General features: G+C 69.3%; 20 protein-coding genes. 6 read left to right on the top strand and 14 right to left on the bottom strand.

The features are described 5' to 3' along the window. Positions 1-35 precede the first annotated feature (35 nt). Positions 36-404: a hypothetical protein gene (locus GUY59_RS21005; RefSeq protein ID WP_138201504.1), complete on the bottom strand. Its 369-nt coding sequence runs from the start codon at positions 402-404 to the stop codon at positions 36-38. A 227-nt stretch (positions 405-631) separates the two neighbouring features. Between GUY59_RS21005 and GUY59_RS21000 the strand changes: the two genes are divergently transcribed. After that, positions 632-1,033, top strand: a complete 402-nt coding sequence (locus GUY59_RS21000) for a hypothetical protein (RefSeq protein ID WP_138201503.1) — start codon at positions 632-634, stop codon at positions 1,031-1,033. 13 nt (positions 1,034-1,046) lie between these two features. Here GUY59_RS21000 and sigJ read toward each other — a convergent pair whose 3' ends face one another. The 9 genes from sigJ to GUY59_RS20955 all read right to left on the bottom strand — a co-directional run bounded on the left by sigJ (position 1,047) and on the right by GUY59_RS20955 (position 10,073). Beyond that, positions 1,047-1,985: an RNA polymerase sigma factor SigJ gene (gene sigJ, locus GUY59_RS20995; RefSeq protein WP_138201502.1), complete on the bottom strand. Its 939-nt coding sequence runs from the start codon at positions 1,983-1,985 to the stop codon at positions 1,047-1,049. 377 nt (positions 1,986-2,362) lie between these two features. Continuing rightward, complete coding sequence (locus GUY59_RS20990; protein ID WP_138201501.1) at positions 2,363-2,902, bottom strand: GNAT family N-acetyltransferase; 540 nt, start codon at positions 2,900-2,902, stop codon at positions 2,363-2,365. Positions 2,903-3,146: 244 nt separating this feature from the next. Next, positions 3,147-3,761, bottom strand: coding sequence for a TetR/AcrR family transcriptional regulator (locus GUY59_RS20985; protein ID WP_236667353.1), 615 nt, complete (start codon positions 3,759-3,761; stop codon positions 3,147-3,149). A 33-nt stretch (positions 3,762-3,794) separates the two neighbouring features. Then, positions 3,795-4,652, bottom strand: a complete 858-nt coding sequence (locus GUY59_RS20980; RefSeq protein WP_138201500.1) for a phosphotransferase — start codon at positions 4,650-4,652, stop codon at positions 3,795-3,797. Positions 4,653-4,785: 133 nt separating this feature from the next. After that, positions 4,786-5,532, bottom strand: a complete 747-nt coding sequence (locus tag GUY59_RS20975; protein ID WP_138201499.1) for a class I SAM-dependent methyltransferase — start codon at positions 5,530-5,532, stop codon at positions 4,786-4,788. A 152-nt stretch (positions 5,533-5,684) separates the two neighbouring features. Then, positions 5,685-7,325, bottom strand: a complete 1,641-nt coding sequence (locus tag GUY59_RS20970; RefSeq protein ID WP_138201498.1) for a YncE family protein — start codon at positions 7,323-7,325, stop codon at positions 5,685-5,687. Between the two features lie 326 nt (positions 7,326-7,651). After that, positions 7,652-8,317, bottom strand: coding sequence for a response regulator transcription factor (locus tag GUY59_RS20965; protein WP_138201497.1), 666 nt, complete (start codon positions 8,315-8,317; stop codon positions 7,652-7,654). Continuing rightward, on the bottom strand, positions 8,314-9,462 hold the full coding sequence (locus GUY59_RS20960; protein ID WP_138201496.1) for a sensor histidine kinase: 1,149 nt from the start codon (positions 9,460-9,462) through the stop codon (positions 8,314-8,316). The genes GUY59_RS20965 and GUY59_RS20960 overlap by 4 nt, the downstream gene beginning before the upstream one ends. Positions 9,463-9,647: 185 nt before the next feature. Then, positions 9,648-10,073, bottom strand: a complete 426-nt coding sequence (locus tag GUY59_RS20955) for a hypothetical protein (RefSeq protein WP_138201495.1) — start codon at positions 10,071-10,073, stop codon at positions 9,648-9,650. 339 nt (positions 10,074-10,412) lie between these two features. Between GUY59_RS20955 and GUY59_RS20950 the strand changes: the two genes are divergently transcribed. The 3 genes from GUY59_RS20950 (at position 10,413) to GUY59_RS20940 (ending at position 12,563) form a co-directional block, all read left to right on the top strand. Next, a complete protein-coding gene (locus GUY59_RS20950; protein WP_132329005.1) occupies positions 10,413-10,748 on the top strand; it encodes a YciI family protein in 336 nt (111 codons plus the stop codon). Next, positions 10,745-11,962, top strand: coding sequence for an RNA polymerase sigma factor (locus tag GUY59_RS20945; RefSeq protein WP_138201494.1), 1,218 nt, complete (start codon positions 10,745-10,747; stop codon positions 11,960-11,962). The genes GUY59_RS20950 and GUY59_RS20945 overlap by 4 nt, the downstream gene beginning before the upstream one ends. 112 nt (positions 11,963-12,074) lie before the next feature. After that, positions 12,075-12,563, top strand: coding sequence for an SRPBCC family protein (locus GUY59_RS20940; RefSeq protein ID WP_138201493.1), 489 nt, complete (start codon positions 12,075-12,077; stop codon positions 12,561-12,563). A gap of 336 nt (positions 12,564-12,899) precedes the next feature. Here the strand turns inward: GUY59_RS20940 and GUY59_RS20935 are convergent, their stop codons facing one another. Next, complete coding sequence (locus GUY59_RS20935; protein ID WP_138201492.1) at positions 12,900-13,517, bottom strand: TetR/AcrR family transcriptional regulator; 618 nt, start codon at positions 13,515-13,517, stop codon at positions 12,900-12,902. 86 nt (positions 13,518-13,603) lie between these two features. On the opposite strand from GUY59_RS20935, the gene GUY59_RS20930 reads away from it, so the two are divergent. After that, positions 13,604-14,800: a cytochrome P450 gene (locus tag GUY59_RS20930; RefSeq protein ID WP_138201491.1), complete on the top strand. Its 1,197-nt coding sequence runs from the start codon at positions 13,604-13,606 to the stop codon at positions 14,798-14,800. On the opposite strand, the gene GUY59_RS20925 is transcribed toward GUY59_RS20930, so the two are convergent. Beyond that, on the bottom strand, positions 14,790-15,323 hold the full coding sequence (locus tag GUY59_RS20925) for a rhodanese-like domain-containing protein (protein ID WP_138201490.1): 534 nt from the start codon (positions 15,321-15,323) through the stop codon (positions 14,790-14,792). The two genes, GUY59_RS20930 and GUY59_RS20925, sit on opposite strands and share 11 nt — an antisense overlap. Positions 15,324-15,454: 131 nt before the next feature. Here GUY59_RS20925 and mihF point away from each other — a divergent pair, with 131 nt between their 5' ends. Then, positions 15,455-15,766: an integration host factor, actinobacterial type gene (gene mihF, locus GUY59_RS20920; RefSeq protein WP_138201489.1), complete on the top strand. Its 312-nt coding sequence runs from the start codon at positions 15,455-15,457 to the stop codon at positions 15,764-15,766. Between the two features lie 22 nt (positions 15,767-15,788). On the opposite strand, the gene GUY59_RS20915 is transcribed toward mihF, so the two are convergent. Beyond that, on the bottom strand, positions 15,789-16,904 hold the full coding sequence (locus GUY59_RS20915; protein WP_138201488.1) for a recombinase family protein: 1,116 nt from the start codon (positions 16,902-16,904) through the stop codon (positions 15,789-15,791). Positions 16,905-17,187: 283 nt separating this feature from the next. Further along, complete coding sequence (locus GUY59_RS20910) at positions 17,188-17,697, bottom strand: hypothetical protein (protein ID WP_161714637.1); 510 nt, start codon at positions 17,695-17,697, stop codon at positions 17,188-17,190. Positions 17,698-18,406 lie beyond the last annotated feature (709 nt).

Below are 18,406 nucleotides of genomic sequence, written 5' to 3'. Positions count from 1 at the left end.
ATCGGTGGGGAACGTTCTAGCGGGCCGAGCCCCTGTCAGGTGGGCGTGTCGTCGGGCAGTCGGTGATCGCGGCCGAGCGCGCCGACGTACCCGTAGAAGAGGAAGCGGATGAACCACTCCGCCGTCTGGCGCGGCGAGCAAGGCAGGCTCCGATCCAGCCACCACGCGATCACGCTCGGAAAAAGTTCTGTGGCGAACACCGGTATGAGCGGTATGGGCATGCGGACCTGGCCAGGGTCCGGCTCGGCGGTGTCGATCCGCTCCGGGATCCCCCCGCTCAGCGACTCACGTGCCCTGATCACGAACCGGCGGTCGCGCGGGTAGCCGAGCAGCGGCTGGTACATCCAGCGGTGTTCGGCTAAGTGCTCGAACAGCCGTTGCGCGCCCGCGATCCTCGAGTCCAACTCGGCGAGTTCGTCTCCGCCCGCCCAGCCCGGGCGCACAGTCGTCGTGTTCCACGGCTCCGGGCAGCGCGGGCTCCAGCTCAGCCACCCCCACCTCACGTTCCGCCCCGACTAAGAGGTGCCGCTCGGCGCGGTCGTGGACCACGTCGTCGGCCGGCCGGACGTGGACGCCGAGCGGATCGTACGGAGTGAGCTGTGGCGGCTACCTGGCTCCCCGGTGGCAGCACATGACCGGCGCGTCAGAGCGCTGGTGGCCAACTCGCCGATGCGCGCGTCACTCGGGCGCGCGGCCCGCGCAGGCCGGGGTCCTCGGCGTGGCGGGCGATGTGCTCGATCACGACCCGTACGGTGTCATCCGCCGGTCGCCCGCCGATGAAGAACGACGCCCGCGAGATCCCGTGGAACAGGCGGAGCCGGACGACCCGCTGCGCCGGTCGTTCGCCGGTGGCCTGAGCGACCTCATCGACGCGTTGCGGCGGCTCGACGGGGCGGACGAGGAAGACGTGATGGTCGAGCTGTCGACCATCGTCGGCGCGATGATGTTGTCGCGGGCCTGCGCCGGCGACGACCTGTCGGACCGGGTTCTCACCGCGGTCCGTGACCACCTGTTGGACGGCCCGCGGCAGTGATCTCAAGCTTCTCCTAAGGCTGCGCTGCCCATTGGCGGAGCTTGTCGGGATTGCGTATCGCCCAGATGTGCTTGATCCGGTCGCCCACCACCTCGAACGCCAGCACCGACACGACCCGGCCGTCCTGCAGGGCGATCAGCCCGGGCTGGCCGTTGACCGTACGTTCCAGGAAGGTCATGGTGCGGAACCTGTCCTCGAGGAGGGTCAGGGAGCGCACGACGTGATCGGCGCCCCTGATCGGGTGCAGCGCGGTGCTGACCAGGCCGCCGCCGTCGCCGGTCGCGGTGACGCCGGGGTCGAGGAGGGCGATGAGGGCGTCGATGTCGCGCGCCTCCCACGCCAGTTTGAAGGTTCTGACGACCCGGGCCTGCCGGGACGGCGGTGTCGCGGGTGTGTGCGCGGTGCGGATGCGGCGGCGGGCCGAGGAGGCCAGCTGGCGGCAGGCCGCGGGGCTGCGGCCGACGATTTCGGCCACTTCGGCGAAGGGATAGCGGAAGACGTCGTGCAGGACGAACGCGACGCGCTCGGCCGGCGTCATGGACTCGAGCACGACCAGGAAGGCCATGTTGACCGACTCGTCGAGGGTGACGCGGTCGGCCGGGTCGACGGCGATGCCGTCCGACTGCCCGCCGGACCATTCGGTGGGATCGGGGAGCGGCTCGGGAATCCATTCGCCCACATAGGTCTCGCGGCGGGCCCGTGCCGAGGTGAGGAGGTTGAGGCAGATGCGGCCGGCGACCTTGGTCAGCCAGGCACCGGGGGAGTCGATGGCGTCCTGTTGCTGCCGGGACATGGTGTACCAGCGGGCGTAGGTCTCTTGCACGACGTCTTCGGCGTCGGACAGGGAGCCGAGGAGCCGGTAGGCGAGGTTCATGAGTTGCCGTCGTTCGCTCATGATGACGTCCAGACCCGGGTCGGGTCTGGCGCCTGCCGGTTCGGGTTGGCTGCGCATGGTGGTGTCGGCTCCCTTGGTTCGCCTTCTGTTCTTGTTCTTCTCTTAGCGGTTCGACAGGACAGCGCGGTGAACTGTGAGGTCGTCACGGTCAAGGACGGTGCGTTGTCGCACACCTGTGCCGAGCACGTCACGATGGCTCAGGGCCGGCGGTCGTGAAAGGTGCGGCGCAGGTCGTTCACCCAGCCTGGTTCGGCACACCCGCCGGCTGGCAACCGATCGGCCGGCGCGGGGATCGCTCGTTTCACCACGCGCGGACTGACGCGTCAACGACGGGCGGGCACCGGGAGGGAGCCTGAGCTCCCGAGCCGCGAAGCGCACACGGACTCACCGACCTGTGGCGACACGGTCTTTCCCGGAGCCCGACCCGGCCGAACTCAAGCGGAGGGCACAACCGGGGACCGCAGGCCGAGCCATTGCTCGACACCCCAGTCCTGGAACCGCTCCACCTCGGTGAACCCCAGTTTAGCCGCGAGGCGTATCGAGCCGACGTTGGCGGTCTGGGTGGTGAGCACCACCGACTCGCCGGGAAGGACCTCGTCCAACCAGCCGAGTGCCGCGGCGCACGCCTCGGCGGCGTACCCGAATCCCCACGCTCGCGGCAGGAACAGGTAACCAAGATCGACTCTCCCAACGGCAGCCGGGTGGCGGTGCTCCGTTGCCCTCCTGAGCTGGACCAGGCCGATCATCGCCCCTTCGAGCTCGACGACGAAACTCCCGGGCGGCCGCTCGGGCACCCCGGGCATCTCGCGCTCAAGCTCGTCACGCGGCCGGGGGCCGCCGAGGTAGGTATGCACCTCTGGCGACGCCAGCAGTTCGATGAATTCCGTACGGTCCCGGGCCTCGGAGTCACGGAGCACGAGACGCTCGGTACTGATCGGGACAGGCGGCCAGGCGACGGGTCCGAGCTCGGTCATGGGGGCAACCTATCGCGGGTTCGAGAGCGTGATCAGAAAGGGAGCGCCTGGGACCGAGAGGCTTCGGCGGCCTCACTGCGGCCGGACGACGATCGATTCGGCGGAGAGCGTGAACTCGATGGTGATGTGCGGGTTGTCCGGCTGCGGGATCTGCAGCCCACGCTTGAACTCCGCGGTGCGGCGGAGGCCGAGCTGGGGACAGGATCCGGCGACCGCCTGTGTCGCAGATGATCCACCTTCTGTGTCACATCTTTCGGCCCGCCGTTTCTCCTGCAGGGTGCACTCCGGTGAGCGCAAGGGTGAGCAGTCGGTCGGCCTGGGCCGCGCCGTCGGGTTCCCGCTCAACGGCCAGGCAGATGGCGTTGACAAGTTTGAGCAGGTCCGCGATCGAGACATCGGGCCGTGCGGCGTTCGCCCGGCATGCGCGGGCCAGCAAGTCCGCTCCGGCATTGGTGATCACCGTGTGGCAGGTGGCACCCAGGGTCGGATCGCCGTCGTGGGCTCCCCGCATCAGCGAGGCGGCCAGGCCCCGGTTGGACACGGCGTGCCTGGCGACGGCTCCCAGCCAGGTCGCCAACGCCTGTCCGGGGTCGGGGCCGGCGGCCAGGTCGGCGGCAGTGGCGCACAGGGCCTCGACCTTGTCCCGGAAGACGGCCTCCAGCAGTCGCTGCCGGGAGGGGAAGTGGCGGTGCAGCGTGGCCGAGCCGACGTCGGCGCGCCGGGCGATCTCCTCCAGGGACGCCTCGGCTCCGTGCTCGGCGATGGCCTCGGCGGCCACGGCCAGGATGCGGTCGTAGTTGCGGCGTGCGTCCGCGCGCATCGGACGCGTGGGCGAGGTCGTACGACTGTCGGGCGGCATGTGTTCTCCGGCTGGCGGCGGTGAGGGCGCCGGTCAGCGGTCGCCACCTGCGGCGTGCTCCCGGCGGTCGAGAGCGGCCCGCAGTTGGGCGAGCCACTCCCGGCCCCTTTCGCGCCCGTCGGGGAGTTGGTCGTCGCGGTCCCACCGCCAGGAGACCACGAGGGCGAGGCTGAGGATCCGGCAGTCGGCGAGCAGTTCGGAGTCGGCGCCCGGGTAATGCGCGGCGACGTCCTCCGGAGCATGCGCGAGATCGAACTCGACGGGTCCGTGGCAGGCGGTCTCCAGGTCGATGAAGAGCGGTCCGTCCGCGGTGGCGAGCAGGTTGCCGGGGTGCGGTTCGCCGTGCAGGAGCTGTTGCCGCGTGCCGCGGTCCAGAATCGCGCGGCTGATTCCGTGGAGGGTGTCGGTCAGCAGGGCGCGTTCGGCGGCGCCGAGGTCCGGGCTGACGGCGGGGTCCTCGACCACCCGGAGGGCGTCGGCGACGCGGTCGGTGAAGTGCGGTGCGGTGAGGTCGATGCGGCGCAGGCCGGCGTGCAGCCGGGCCAGGGCGTCGGCGTAGGCGGCGGACGGGTGGTTCTCGGGTGCGGCGGTGGGCTCGTAGTAGGTCCACAAGGTGACGGCGAAGCCGTCGCGGACATGGACGCGGGGCTCGGCCCTCGGATCGGGACCCGCCACCGGGCTGCCGGTCCCGGCGAGGCGCCGGGCGATCTCGACCTCGTAGTCCAGGCGGTGCGTGAGGGGCGCGACCCGGGCGAGCACGCCGCTGGGCCGCAGCCGGACGGCGATCCGGTTCGAGTTGTGCAGCACAGTGGCGTCGTCGGCGCCCAGACCGTACTCGGCGGCCGTGTCGACGGCCGCGGCCACCGCCCGCGGGATCTCGGTGTCCTTCATGTGTTCGGCGCCTCTCCCTGCCTGAGTCGATGTGTACGGTGCAGGCCCTTGCGCCGGCCGAGTCTCTGATGCGAAGGCACGCGAACATCGCGATCCGGGTATCGATCGACCGAGACTGCGCTCTCGCCCTCGATCACGCGGACTCGCAGATGCAGAGTTGAAGCGGCGTGTCCACGGCGAATGGCCGGCCGGACCAGTCGCCGGAGCGCTCGACGAGACGAAGGCCGCCGAGAGAGACGAGCAGCGGCAGTTCCTGCGGGAAAATGCTCCTGATGTCGAGCGGCGCGACGACGAAGTCGGGCTCGGAGTCGGTTGAGAGGTACCACGTCCCGCGTGTGACTTGCGCGGCCGCATCGTAGATCTCGGCGACATCGACGCTGACGTTGCCACGGTCAGGATCCATGAACGACTCCCGGGTGCGCCGCACGCCATCGGCTTCGGCAAGCAGGCGCACGCTCGGGTTGAACACATCGAACACGAACCGTGCTCCAGGCGCCAGGTGTCTTCGGACCGACCGGAAGCAGCTCACCAGATCCTCAGCCTCATGCAGATGCAGCAGGGAATTGGCGGTGATGAACACGAAGTCGAATGTGCGCCCCAGATCGAAGGCCCGCATGTCGCCCTGCGTCCATTCCACCGCCACACCGCGCTCGTTCGCCTTACGCTGAGCCTCAGCCAGCATGTCCGACGAGAAGTCCAGGCCGACGCACGGATGCCCGCCGGACGCGATGGGGATCAGCTTGTGCCCGGTGCCGCACCCGAGTTCCAACACGCTCCCGCCTTGCCGATCGGCGTCGGCCCGGTAGAAGTCGACCGCGGGCCCGCCACCCGGAAACATCAGGTCGTACAGCCTCGCGTTCGAGTAGAACGCTTCACTCATCAAGCGCCTCCTCCTTCCGGCTCATCCGCCGCCGGCCATGGTGACCTGCTGATCCAAGCGTGTGTGCGACAGCCGCGACAACAGGTTTACCGTCCACCAAGAGCAAAAGCTTCGGGCGTCACCCGGCCCGATGGCCGGGTGACGCCGCCAGGTCACTCGACGACGATCTGGTGGATGGCCTTGGCCGGCCCGGCGGTGGGCGTCCCCGACCACAACGCGAGGTAGCTGTATCTGCCGGCGGTGGCGGGCGTGTCGGTGAACGTGTACGTGCCGTCGGCGTTCACGCTCACCGGCGGGAGCTTGACGCTTCCGCCGCTGACGTTGTCGACGTACACGCTGCGCTGCACGGTGAGCGTGGCCCCCGGCGAGGGCGGTTTGCCGCCCTCGGTCAGCACGCCGGTCAGCTCCATGGCCGTGCCGACGACGCCGGACTGCGGCCCGTCCAGGGTGAGGGTGGATCTCTGCCTGACCAGCACGGTGACGGAGGCACTGCTCCGGCGGTAGCGGTCATCGCCGCCCCAGAACACCCAGTAGGTCACCTCGCCACTGCCCGGCGGCGTGTCCTGGAAAGTGAACGTGCCGTTCTTCCGCGTCGTCACGCCGGCGATCGACTTTTTCGTCCCGTCGTCGCTCAGGCGCCGGGTCACCGCCAGCGGCTTGAGCCCGAGCGCCTTACCGTCGGCGCGGGTGAGCCTCCCTTCGACGGTGACCGGCGAGCCGGCATACGCGCGCGCCGGGGCCGCCACCGTCAGATCGGATGCCGGCAGCGCGACGCCCGTCACCCGCCACAGCAGCAGCCGGTCCGCGGAGCTCCGTAGCAGTACGAAGACATCCGTCCCGGAGAACGCGACGCCGTCCGGGAGAAGTTCGGCGTCCGGCTGGTCGGCCGCGAACATCGCCGAGCCGGTCGCGGCATCGTAGAGCGTGAGGTCGGTGCTGCCCCATTGGCGTCCCGCGGCGAGGTAGGTGCCGCCCGAGCCGAGCGCCACGGCCGACGGATAGCCGTCCCAGCCGTCGCCGTAGGTGCCGGTCGCTGCCAGGGTTCTGGTGTCGTACGCGGTGAAGTGACCGGGAGTGTCGGCCGCGGAGAACAGGGCGGCGCCGTCGGAGGCGAGGGTGAGGTCGCGCAGATAGTCCATGCGCCACTCCTCGCCGTCGATGGTGCCGCGTAGCTCCGTGGTGCCGTCGCCGACATCGTAGACCAGCATGTCGGCGTGGTGCAGACTGGTCCGGCCGACCACGAGCGTGTCGCCGGCGGCCGCGAGTTCGGGCGCGCGCAGATGTTCGCCCCCGACCGTCGCCGGCGCCGGTGTGGCCGCGCTCAGATCCAGATCGACGACGCCGCCATGGCCCGTCTCGCATCCGTGGCCCACCCACAACCGCTCGCCCAGCAAGGCCAGGGTGGACGGGCACGGGTGGGCCGACAGGTCGATTCGCCGGACGATGGCGAGGCTCGCGGTGTCGATCTCGGCCACCTCGTTCGAGCCGGTGAGTGCTGCGTACAGGCGGGTGTCGTCCGCGTTCATGACCAGCTCACGGACGCCGGACAGGCCGGTGACGACGCCGCCGGTGAGGTTGCCGCCGGTGTCGGCCACGATGATCCGGTCGTCGGCGGAGACGAACACCCGGTCGCCGCCAACGGCCAGGTCGGCGGTGTAGGAGTCGAAGGTCACCCCGAGGTCGGTCGTGGTCTCGGCCGCCGAAGTGGCGGGGGCCACGCCAGTGACCAGGCTGGTGATCAGCCCGGCGGCACCGCAGTGAGCGGCTAATCGGCGAACCAGCGGATGGCGCACGGGGACCTCCTGGCATGTGGGAACAGATGTTCTAATAACGTCTTATGGGTGCTCCCACGTCAAGATCGGCCGGTCGCGCGACACCAAACCGTGATCAAGCACGCCTGTACTGTGTCCGCCATGTCAGAGCGTGAGACGTCCGTGGGGTCAGCTCCGTTCGGTGACGCGAAGGGGTGGAGCCTGCGATGGTTCCAGCGACGGCTTGTTACGGTTGTGGGATCTCTCCACCGATCAGCAGATCGGCAGCCCGCTCACCGGCATTCGCAGCGGCCTCGCCGTGTTGGTGGTCGAGTAGGAGCCGCCCAGAGGTTCGCGGACCTTCGATCTCACGCGCCGGGCCGTATCAAACCGCTCTCGTAGGCCAAAATGACGAGCTGGACCCTGTCCCGCACATCCAGTTTGGCGATGGCCCTGGTGATGTGGGTCTTGGCAGTGAGCGGACTGATGACGAGGCGCTCGGCGATCTCGCTGTTGGACAGGCCGAGCGCCACGAGCTTGACCGTCTCCAGTTCCCGGGCGGTGAGGGTGGCCAGCCGCTGCCCCGCGCTGGGCGTGGTGTCCTGCCGGTGGGCGAACTGCTCGATGACGCGGCGGGTCACCCCCGGGGACAGGAGCGCGTCTCCACCGGCGACGGCGGCGACCGCCCGGCGCAGTTCGGCGGGTTCGACCTCTTTGGTGAGGAAGCCGCTGGCTCCGGCGCGCAGGGCGGCGAAGACGTGTTGGTCGGTGTCGAACGTGGTAAGGATGATGACGCGACAGCCCAGAGCGGTCGGGCTGGTGACGATGCGACGCGTGGCGGTGATCCCATCGGTGCCCGGCATACGGATGTCCATGAGGATCACGTCGGGGCGGGTGCTCGCTGCCAGCCGTACCGCTTCGTCGCCGTCCTCGGCTTCGCCGACGACCGTGATGTCCCGGGAACGGGCCAGCAGGCTGCGGAAGCCGGCCCGTACGAGTGCCTGGTCGTCGGCGAGGAGCACCTTGATCGTCATGCCGTCGAGCCTGCCACAGGGATGTCGGCCCGCACGGCGAAGCCGCCGTCGGGGACGGGTCCTGCGGTGAGCGCGCCCCCGAGTGCGCTCACCCGCTCGCGCATGCCGGCCAGGCCATGGCCTTCAGTGACTTCGCCGCCGCCCGGGACGCCGCGGCCGTTGTCTGTGATCTCGACGGTGATCGAGCGAGGCTGGTAGCCGATCGTCACCTCGACCTTGCTCGCTCCCGCGTGCTTGAGCGTGTTGGCGAGGGACTCCTGTACGACGCGGTAGATGGCGATGGCGGTAATGGCGGGGACGGCCGCGCGGTCGCCGTGCTCGTCGAGGGTCACTTCAAGTCCGGCGGTGCGGGCGTCGGCGATGAGAGTGTCCAAGGAGGCCAGATCCGCCTGGGGTGCGGTGTCGCTGGGATTGTCACGCAAGGTCGTGATGAGGGTACGGAGGTCGGTCATCGCCCGGTTCCTGACGTCCTTCGCCAGGCGCAGCGCGGCGGCGGCCGCTGGCGGGTCTTCCTCCAGAGCGTCGGCGGCGACATTGAGCTGCACGCCGACGACGGCCAGAGTGTGGGCGATGACGTCGTGAACCTCGTGCGAGACGCGCAGCCGTTCCTCGGCGGCGTGCGCACGGTGGTCGGTTTCGCGCAGCTGCTTGCGCCAGCGCATCGCGGCGGCGTAGGTGAGCCCCGCTGCGATGAGAATCGCCAGGAGCAGTCCTTCCCCCGCGACGTGGACCAGGTAGCGGGTCGGGTTCGTGTCCAGGATCCAGCGGGCGTCGACCGCGGAGTAGACCAGTTGGGCCAGACCGATGGCGGGCACCCAGCGCACGCGTGGTGTGGTGGCGGCGGTGAAGTAGGCGACCGCGGCCGGCCAGATCCAACCGGCGGGAGACCAATGTCCGGTGAGGTGATAGACGAAGATCCCGCCGACCGACAGCAGCAGCACGGTCATCGGCCAGCGGCGTCTGACCAGCAGGAGCGCTCCGAGAAGCAACCCGAGCTGGATCGTGCCCTGCCAGGGGCCACGCACCCCGGTGGCGAGGGCTACGGCGACGAAGAAGACCAGCGTGAGGACAGCGAGCGTGATATCGGTGATCCGGACGAGGTGCCGGACCGGCGCGGGTTCGCGTCGTGGGGAGGGCTCGGCCATGCGGAGGCCCTTTCTCGAGGGGTGACGGGTGTAGGGCCGGGCCGGGGCGTACCGAACCGCGTCGCCCAGGTGGTCACCTGGGCGACGCCGTCGGCATGCGCGGCTTCCGCGACCGCGTGGACCGCGGACTCGAGGACTGCGGAAGCTCTCGGATCTGTTCACCAGCCCGGGGTGGGAGGTTCGGATCAGACGTGGGTGACCAGGAGGGTCACGCCCGCCTCACCGCCACAGTCGACGAAAACGGGACCGACGCCGTTACCGATCTTGGGGGCGAGGGTTGCCTTCGCCACGAATCCCTTCGGGTTGTCCTCGACGATGCGGATGTTCCGTAGCACCGGGTGCTTGCTGTCGAGCCCCGCGAGCACGGCCTTGAGCCCTTCGCCGCCGCCGCAGTGGCCGGTGATCGTCACCTCCTGGCCTCGCTTGGTGGTGGGATTGGGGCTGACCCGGACCACCGCCCTGGCACCTTTCGGCGGCTTCGGCGCGGTCATCGCAGCGCTGGCAGCTTCGCCGGCCCTGCCGGCCTGAGCACCAGCCGGCGCGCCGGCCCATCCCAGCAAACCCGCCGTCAAGCTCAGCCCGGCGACCGCAGTCATCACTTTCTTGCTCATGGCGATTCCTCCCGTACTCATCCGGCTTTCTCGAGGAGAAACGCTAGGCCGGGCCGCAGTGGAGCGCGTCGTCCGTTGATCGTCACTTGACCTTGCACCGTTCGCCGTACGCACTACACCGAAGGGAGCACGCATCCGGCGACGAGCGACCGCACAGGGCCGAGAGCTGTCGCCGGTCTCCAGCCGCCGCCGGGCCGTGACGTGCTTGCACCGCGAGTGCTCGGATCAGCCCGGCGTCGGTCTGTACGACCAACCCTGATCTCGGTAAGGGCGGCGGCCGATCATCCGCAGAGGCGCGGTGTTCGAGCTGATCGGGGCGGGTTCGGGCATAGTGGCCTTGTGAAGTACGTGTTGCTGATCTGTGACGATGAGAAGGTGTCACCGTCCATGGAGGAGATCGCGGCGGACCCGGCGTATCAGGCGTACGAGGCGGAGGTGAATCGGCGAGGAGCCATTCTCGGTGGTGCGCGGTTGCGTCCGGTGGCGGCTGCGACGACGGTCCGCGTCCGTGACGGGGAGACGCTGGTGTCCGATGGCCCGTTCGCGGAGACGAAGGACTTCATCGGCGGTATCGACATCATCGAATGCGACGATCTGGACGAGGCGATCGCGATCGCGGCACGGCACCCCTACGCGAACCGGGGTTGTGTCGAGGTCCGCCCCGTGTGGGAATGAACGCGCCGGAGGCGGTTCGTGCCGCGGTCGATGCGGCCTTCCGGGAAGAGTGGGGCCAAGTGGTCGCCACGCTGATCGGGCTGACCGGGAACTGGGACCTGGCGGAGGACTGCGCACAGGACGCGTTCGCCGCTGCGCTGGCGACGTGGGGGCGTGATGGCGTTCCGGCTCGTCCGGGTGCGTGGCTGACGACGACGGCACGTCACCGGGCGACCGATCGGCTGCGGCGGGATGCAACGGGGGCGGCGAAGTTGCGGCAGCTCGCCGTGCTGGAGCGGACTCCGATTGAGTCGTTGGCTGAGGAGATTCCTGACGAGCGGTTGCGGCTGATTTTCACGTGCTGCCATCCCGCGCTGCCGTTCCCTGCTCGGGTTGCCCTGACGCTGCGCACGCTGACGGGACTGAGTACGGGTGAGATCGCCAAGGCGTTCCTGACTGCCGAGCCGACGATGGCGCAACGCCTGGTGCGCGCCAAGCGCAAGATCGTCGAGGCCGGAATACCCTATCGGGTGCCACCGGCGGAGCTCCTGCCGCAGCGGCTGACAGCCGTCCTCGCGGTGCTGTACCTGATCTTCAACCAGGGCTACGACGAGGAAGACGGGCGCAGGGCGCTGGCCGCTGAGGGGATCCACCTCGCCCGGACGCTGGTCCGTCTGACCCCGACCGAGCCTGAGGCGCGGGGCCTGTTGGCGTTGATGTTGCTGCTCGAGGCCCGCCGTGCGAACCGCATCGACGACGGCGTACTGATCCCGCTGGAGGACCAGGACCGATCCCGGTGGGATCGCGCGCTGATCGCCGAAGGCCTTACAACGCTTGACGAAGCGTTGGCCGTGCGACGCTGCGGGCCGTATCAGGTGCAGGCCGCGATTGCCGCCTGTCATGCGACAGCGCCCGACGCCGCGGCTACCGACTGGCCGCAGATCGCCGCCCTCTATGCGGAGCTCACGCGGATGGCGCCATCTCCCGTGGTGGAGCTCAACCGCGCCGTGGCGGTCGCGATGGCCGACGGCATCCCCGCCGGACTTGCCCTCGTCGACGAGCTCGCCGAGTCCGGCGAGCTCGATGGCTACTACCTGCTGCCGGCGACGAGGGCCGATCTTCTCCGCCGGGACGGCCGCCTCGCCGAGGCCGCGACGTTCTACGAGGAGGCGCTGAGACTGGCTCCGACCGACGCCGAACGTCGTTATCTGACGGGTCGTCTTTCCAAGCTCTGACCAGCACAAAGGCCATCGCGGCCGAATTTCTCGAAGGTTCTTCCTCGGTGATGTCGATCCCGGGCTGCCTCCTTCGTCGGTGAGGCGAAACCACCCAAGAGAGGCGAAGACAATGTCGAACACCGAGTACCTGACCGCCACCATGACCGTCGACCGGACGCCGGAGCAGGTCTTCGAGGCCATTACCAACGTCCGCGGCTGGTGGAGCGAGAACCTCATCGGCCACTCTGCCGCCCTGCACGACGAGTTCGTCTTCACCGACGACAGCGAATACGCCGGTGAAACCATCCGGGCCAAGGAAGGCCTCCGGTTCGCCCGGTTCCAGATCACCGAGTTCGAGCCCGGCCGACGGGTGGTCTGGCACGTGGTGGACTCCGACTTCATCAACGAGCCTAACGAGTGGACCGACACCGACGTCATCTTCGACATCACCACCAACGCGCAGGGCACGACGGTGCATTTCACGCACGAAGGCCTCACCGCGGCCGAATCCGCCTGCTTCGAAGCGTGCTCGCGCGCCTGGACCTTCTTCATCACCGAGAGCCTGCCGCAGCTGATCACCACCGGCGCAGGCCGGCCCATTGCGGGCTACCGCCGGTGAACCGCCGCGAGCTGAAAGACACCGAACGCATGTCGGAGCCGTTCCTGAAACGGGTGTCGAAGTGCGGCGGAACCGGACCGTACGCTCAGCCCGTTCGCGCAGGCCGGCCTCCGAGGAGGGCCGGTTGCCCACCGCTGGGCAGCCGCTGCGCGTAGCCGAGTTCGACGCCTTGTTCGCCGACGCCGTGCAGGGCCTGGCGCGACCGGAGCCCAGCCGGCTGCGCCCGGATCTCGTCCTCAGCCCGCAAGCTGGTCATCCCAACGGGCAAGAACAAGGGCAGGCGTCCTTGGGTGTCCGGCGTCTGCCGGGTGCTGGTCGACGCCGACACGTCGGAGCTCAAGTAGCGGCCTCGGTGGAGGAGGGCTGGGCGGCGGCCATGACGCCGTGGACGGCTGCCGCGATGCGGTCGGCGGCCTGGTCGGGGTCGGGCTGGCCGGCGTCGAGCCAGGCGATGACGGCCTCCAGGGTGAAGGCGGGGATCAGGTTGGCGGCCCAGTAAAGCCACGGCCCCGCGGGGATGCGGCGGGCGAGGTTGCGGTGGGCGACGTCGCGGGAGGCGGCGGTGATGGAGTCGATCAGCTCGCGGAAGTCGCTTTCGCGGGCGGCGTAGCGGAACAGCAGCCGGAACCCGTCGGGATCGGCGGCCGCGGCGCGCAACAGCGCGGGGATGGCGTCTTCGTCGAAGTCGTCGCCTCCCGTGGCCTCGGCCAGCCGCACGCACGCCCGATCCAGCACGGCACGGTACAGGTCGGCCTTGGAGTCGAAGTGCCGATACAGCATCGCCCTGGTCAGGGCCGCCTCGGCGGCGATGTCGTCGAGGCCGGTGGCGACGTACCCGGCGCGGGCGAAGGCACGGGTGGCCGCGTCCAGGATCTGCTCACGCCGCTCCGCACGGCGCAGCCGCCGCACCGGCCGCGCGGCAACGACCTGGTTGCCTGCTTCGGGATTGCTCATCAGCCCTCCACTTGTAGAAGGCAAAGTGTACATGTAGCGTTATGGACGTCGAAGTATACAAACCTTCGTCTACTTTTGGAGAGGCCATGCCGTCCATCCCCGTTCAGCTGCCGTACGAGCAGCCAGACCGGATGCGGCCTTCGCCGCTGCTGCGGGAGCTGCAGGCCCGCAGTCCCATTCACGCCATCCGCACCGCTGTCGGCGATCCCGGCTGGCATGTGACCGGATACGAACATGTGCGCCGGCTGCTGGACGACGACCGGCTCGGCCGCGCCCACCGCGAACCCGAGAAGGCGTCCCGCACCGGGGAGTCGGCCCTGTTCGGCGGCCCGATGGGCGACATCGACACCGAGCAGGCAGACCACCGCAGGATGCGTTCGCTGCTGCAGCCGCACTTCTCGCCCAAGCGGATGCGCGCCCTGGCCGGCCGGGTCGAGACGCTCGCCACGCAGCTGCTGAACGAGCTGGCCGCGGCCGGTCCGCCGGCCGACCTGCATGCGGCGCTGGCGCTGCCGCTGCCGATCGCGGTCATCTGCGAGCTGCTCGGCGTGCCGTATGAGGACCGGGCGCAGTTTCGCGCCTGGACACAGGCCGCCGCTGACATCACGGACCGGGCCCGCTCCGAGCAGGGGCTGGCCGAGCTGTTCAGCTACGGCCGGCAGTTGGTGGCACGCAAACGCGCCGACGGCCGGCTCGGTGACGACCCGGACGCCGATGTGATCTCCCGGCTGGCCGCCACCGAGGGGGTCAGCGACGACGAGGCCGCCGCGATGGGCATGCTCCTGCTGTTCGCCGGACACGAGACGACGGTGACCGCGATCGGCCTGGGCGCGCTGTGGCTGCTGGCCACCCCCGGCCAGTGGCCGGCGCTGGTGGCCGACCCGTCCCGAACCGACGCCGCGGTGGAGGAGATCCTGCGCGCGCCCGGCCTGGGTGGCGGCGGCATCCCCCGCTACGCCCGAGCAGACCTGGAGGTCGCCGGTGTACACGTGCGGGAGGGTGATCTGGTGCTGCTGGACACCGGGGCCGCCAACCACGACGCGTCGGTGTTCGCCGACCCGGACCGGTTCGACCTCGACCGGCCGGCCGCGCCGCATCTGACCTTCGGCCACGGCGCCCGCTACTGCATCGGCGCGCCGCTGGCCCGGATCGAGCTGAAAGCGGTCTTCTCCCAGCTCGCCGCCCGCTTCCCCGCCCTGAAGCTGGGCTGCGCGGTCGAGGAGCTGATCTTCAACCCACACGTGCTGACCGGCGGCCTGACCGCGTTGCCGGTCACCTGGTGACCGCCATGCCCGAGACGGCACTGCGGCGGCCGATCTTCGGACGGACATATCCGAAGATCCTGTTTCCGCAGACGCGCACCCCGTTCTCCTTCCGCATCCGCGGCACCGCCCTGAACCCTCTGATCGCAACGGCGTGCATGTCTCCAGCGTTGACGGCTGACCGCTCAGCGGTCGGCAGGCGCGGCGTGGCCGGCGTGGCCGGGTGGGTCAGCGGTAGGCCCGCCTGCTTCCACGCCCGGAAGCCGCCGATCACGTCGGTGGCCTTGGCCAGGCCGATCGTGCGCAGTGAGGCAGCTGCCAGGGACGAGGAGTATCCCTCGTCGCAGATCACGATCCAGGCGATGTCGTGGCCGGTTGCTTCGGGGATTCTGGCCGGGCTGGTGGGATCGAGACGCCATTCCAGATGGTTGCGTTCGATGACGATCGCGCCGGGGATCTCGCCGTCGGCCGCTCGCTGGAACTGTGGGCGGGTATCCACCAGCCGGGCTCCCTCCGCGATCGCTGCGGCGGCTTGGCCCGCCAGTAGGAGTGGAACGGTGAACCGGGTTTGGTGTCACATCTGTTGACGCTGTGCGGGATGATGATCGACGGCGGCCCCGTCGTGATCTGTGGCGGGAGTCGCTGACCAGCCGATCTCTACAGGAGAGGTGCCTGATGGCCCTGCCGGCGATGACGGCGGAGCAGCGTGCGAAGGCGTTGGCGAGTGCGGCCGTGGCGCGTACGGCGCGGCGTGCGCTGTTGGCGGCGGTGGCTGGCGGCGCGGTGAGTGTGGCGGAGGTGTTCGAGCGCCGCGGGCAGGATCTGGTCGCCAGGACCCGGGTGGTCCAGGTCCTGCGGGCCGTTCCCGGCTATGGGCCGGCCAGGGTCGCGGCGTTGATGGCCACCTGCGGAGTGGCGGAGAAACAGCGCGTTGGCGCGCTGAACGAGCAGCAGCGCGAGCGACTCTTGCGTTCTTTGATCAGCTGACCGCGCCGGGACCGATCGTGCGCTATCGGAGCTCCGCGTTCGGGTGAGGTTGGCTCTGCAGGCGATGACGAAGTTCGGCCTCCTGCGCCGTCAGAGCCTGGCCCGGGCGTCGGATGTGGGCCGGCCGGGGGCGGGGGACGTCTTCGCCGTGCAGGAGGGCGAAGTCGGCGTGGGCCATCTCGACGGCTTCGGGGTAGGCCTGTGTCTTGTCATGCTCGGCGAGGGCCCGGTAGATGCTGGCCAGGGACGGATTTTGGCCTTTGCGTTTCCCGGTGGGGATGATCAGGTCCTGGCGGATGTCCTCGACGCGTTCCCCGGCGGCCTTGCGGCGCAGCACGGTGTGCAGCATGTCATCGGTGATCACGACGGGGCGGCCGCCGTACTTGCCCTTGCGGGCGGCGGCGTCCAGGCCCTCAAGCGTGGCCTCGCGGATGGCTTCGCGTTCGGTCTCGGCCATCGCGGCGAAGAAGGCGAACAGCATCCGGCCCGGCCCGGCCGGGTCGTAGATGCCGGCGAGCGGCCCGGCGAGCATCTCCAGGACCAGGCCGTGCGCGGTCAGGTGGTCGGCCAGCGCGGTCAGTTCGGCGGCGTCGCGGCCCAGGCGTTTCATCTCATAGACGGTCAGGATGACCCTGCAGTGTGGGGCGTGTGCCTTGATCTGGCGGGCCAGCGCGAGCGCCGCCTCGAACTGGGGGCGCACCTTGACCCGGGTGGAGATCTTCTCGGAGAAGATCTTTTCGCGGCCGATGCCGTGCGCGGCCAGCGCGTCCAGTTGGGACTGCAGTTCCTGGGTGAGCGCGGAGCAGCGGGCGTAGCCGATCCGGATGTCGGCCGATGGCCCATCGTCATGGATCGGGGCGGGCGGCGGTGTGCCCGGCCGCCACGGCTGGCCCGGGTTCCGGTCGGTGGGGGTCGGCACGCGCAGCAGCTTGGCCAGCCGGGGCACCTTGGTGAAGCGGCCGGTGTGGTAGGTGCCGGCCACCGCGCCCGAACGCGACCGGCACGGCGAACCGGGCGCGACAGCGCATCGCGGACACGGGTGACGCTCGACCTCATCAGCCTCACAGGCGCGTTCTGGGCTGATGACGGACAACGGGGCGGATTCGGGGTGTTCGCGGGGTTCCGGGGCCTCGGCCATGCCTCAGATGTTCTCACAAACATTTCCCAGAATCCGGCGATCGGCCGACTTGCATGAGAACGAGTTCTGAGAAGAAATCAGCCCATCCGGCGGTCGAAACCGGCGCTCTGACGCCGACTGGTGATCTTCTCTGGGAATCGAGCGTTTCCGAGAACCCGAGGTACACCGCTTCTGCGCTACCAACACGCTGAAACTTCTTTTCAAAATGGGTTGGCCGAAGGCGCCTTGGCCGTGGTCGGCGAAGACGGTCATGGGGTGGGAGGCGCGAGGCCGGCGGACCTGCTCAGCACGCTGAGGTGAAGTCTGCTTCGGTGCCGCGGTGCAGCCGGAAACGCGTCGGTTCGGTGGGCTGCTTGTCGCTGGTCCACGAACCGTCAGCATTCGTGACCTCCAGTTTGCCGGTGAGGCTGATCTCGTCACCGCCTGCCCACGTGCCGTCGAGACTGTTCAGGTGGGTACCTGGCGCGCGGGGGTCGGGGTAGGCGAACAGAGACAGAGTGAAGTGGGTTGCGTTGCGGTCGGCCACCTCGCCCGAGAACTCATAGTGGATGGAGCGTCCCGCCGCGCACACCGTGGCCTCGCCCTCGACGTCGTTCGTGCATCTGCGACACTCCACCGCGCGCAGGTTCATCGCCACCCGCCGCTGGGCGTCACGCCCGAACGGCATCTGGCCGTGCCAGTACCCGGGGAGCGTAGACCGACCGGTCAGCGACCAGGCCCATGGACTGAACAGCGCGTTGCTGACAGGCTGCACAGCGATGCCGGCGATGATCAGGAGACCGAACAACAGCAAGGCCCGTATCTTCGACTTCCTGCGCCTGGGTGGCGTCGGACCCTCACTTCTCTTGCCGGCTCCCCATCCGCTTAAGCCGGCACGGCTCTTGATCATGGCAGGACTCCTTTCGGCCGCCGATCGACGACGGTGCTGACAGTCGGGCCGTATTCGCTTGGAGACTTCGAATCACCCAGGGCCGCTCCCTCGGGGGCATGTGCCTGGCGAGAGATAGATGCTCTTCCAGGCGGAGTTGCCCGCGGTGCACTGGATGGACGGCTCGCCCGACGCTCGGCCCACACCTTCAGCTCGACCTGGCACGCCCGGCGGTTGGTGAAGGAGAACTTCTTCGGCGTGTCGTAGGCGCAGGTGCGGGACGTGGTGCCACGCGGTTGATCCGGTTCGCGGCCTGCGGGGCGGGGATCGTGGGGCAGCTCAGTGATCAGCCAGACCATCCTTCGCCGATCTGTACCGGCGCTTGGCTGCTGTAGCCGCGCTTGCTCTCGCCGGTCGGGTCGCCCCGGGCATCTCAGCCCGGGGCTCCCACAGAACCGTGCGTAACAATCTCTCGTTACACGGCTCTTGTCGTTCTGGTCACCAGATGATCGGGACCGTGTTCACCCAGATCCAGTGGGCGAAGAACTTCGGTCGCGTCTTCACGACCGTGTCCCACTGGGCTTGGGCTTTCCTGCGGCCTCGGAGTCGTTTGTACTTGTTGCGCGACCACCGC

The sequence above is a fragment of the Nonomuraea sp. K271 genome (assembly GCF_009908215.1).
Classification (GTDB): domain Bacteria; phylum Actinomycetota; class Actinomycetes; order Streptosporangiales; family Streptosporangiaceae; genus Nonomuraea; species Nonomuraea longispora.
Note: the sequence above shows the minus strand (reverse complement) of the source record. Positions and strands in the feature narration are given on the sequence as shown.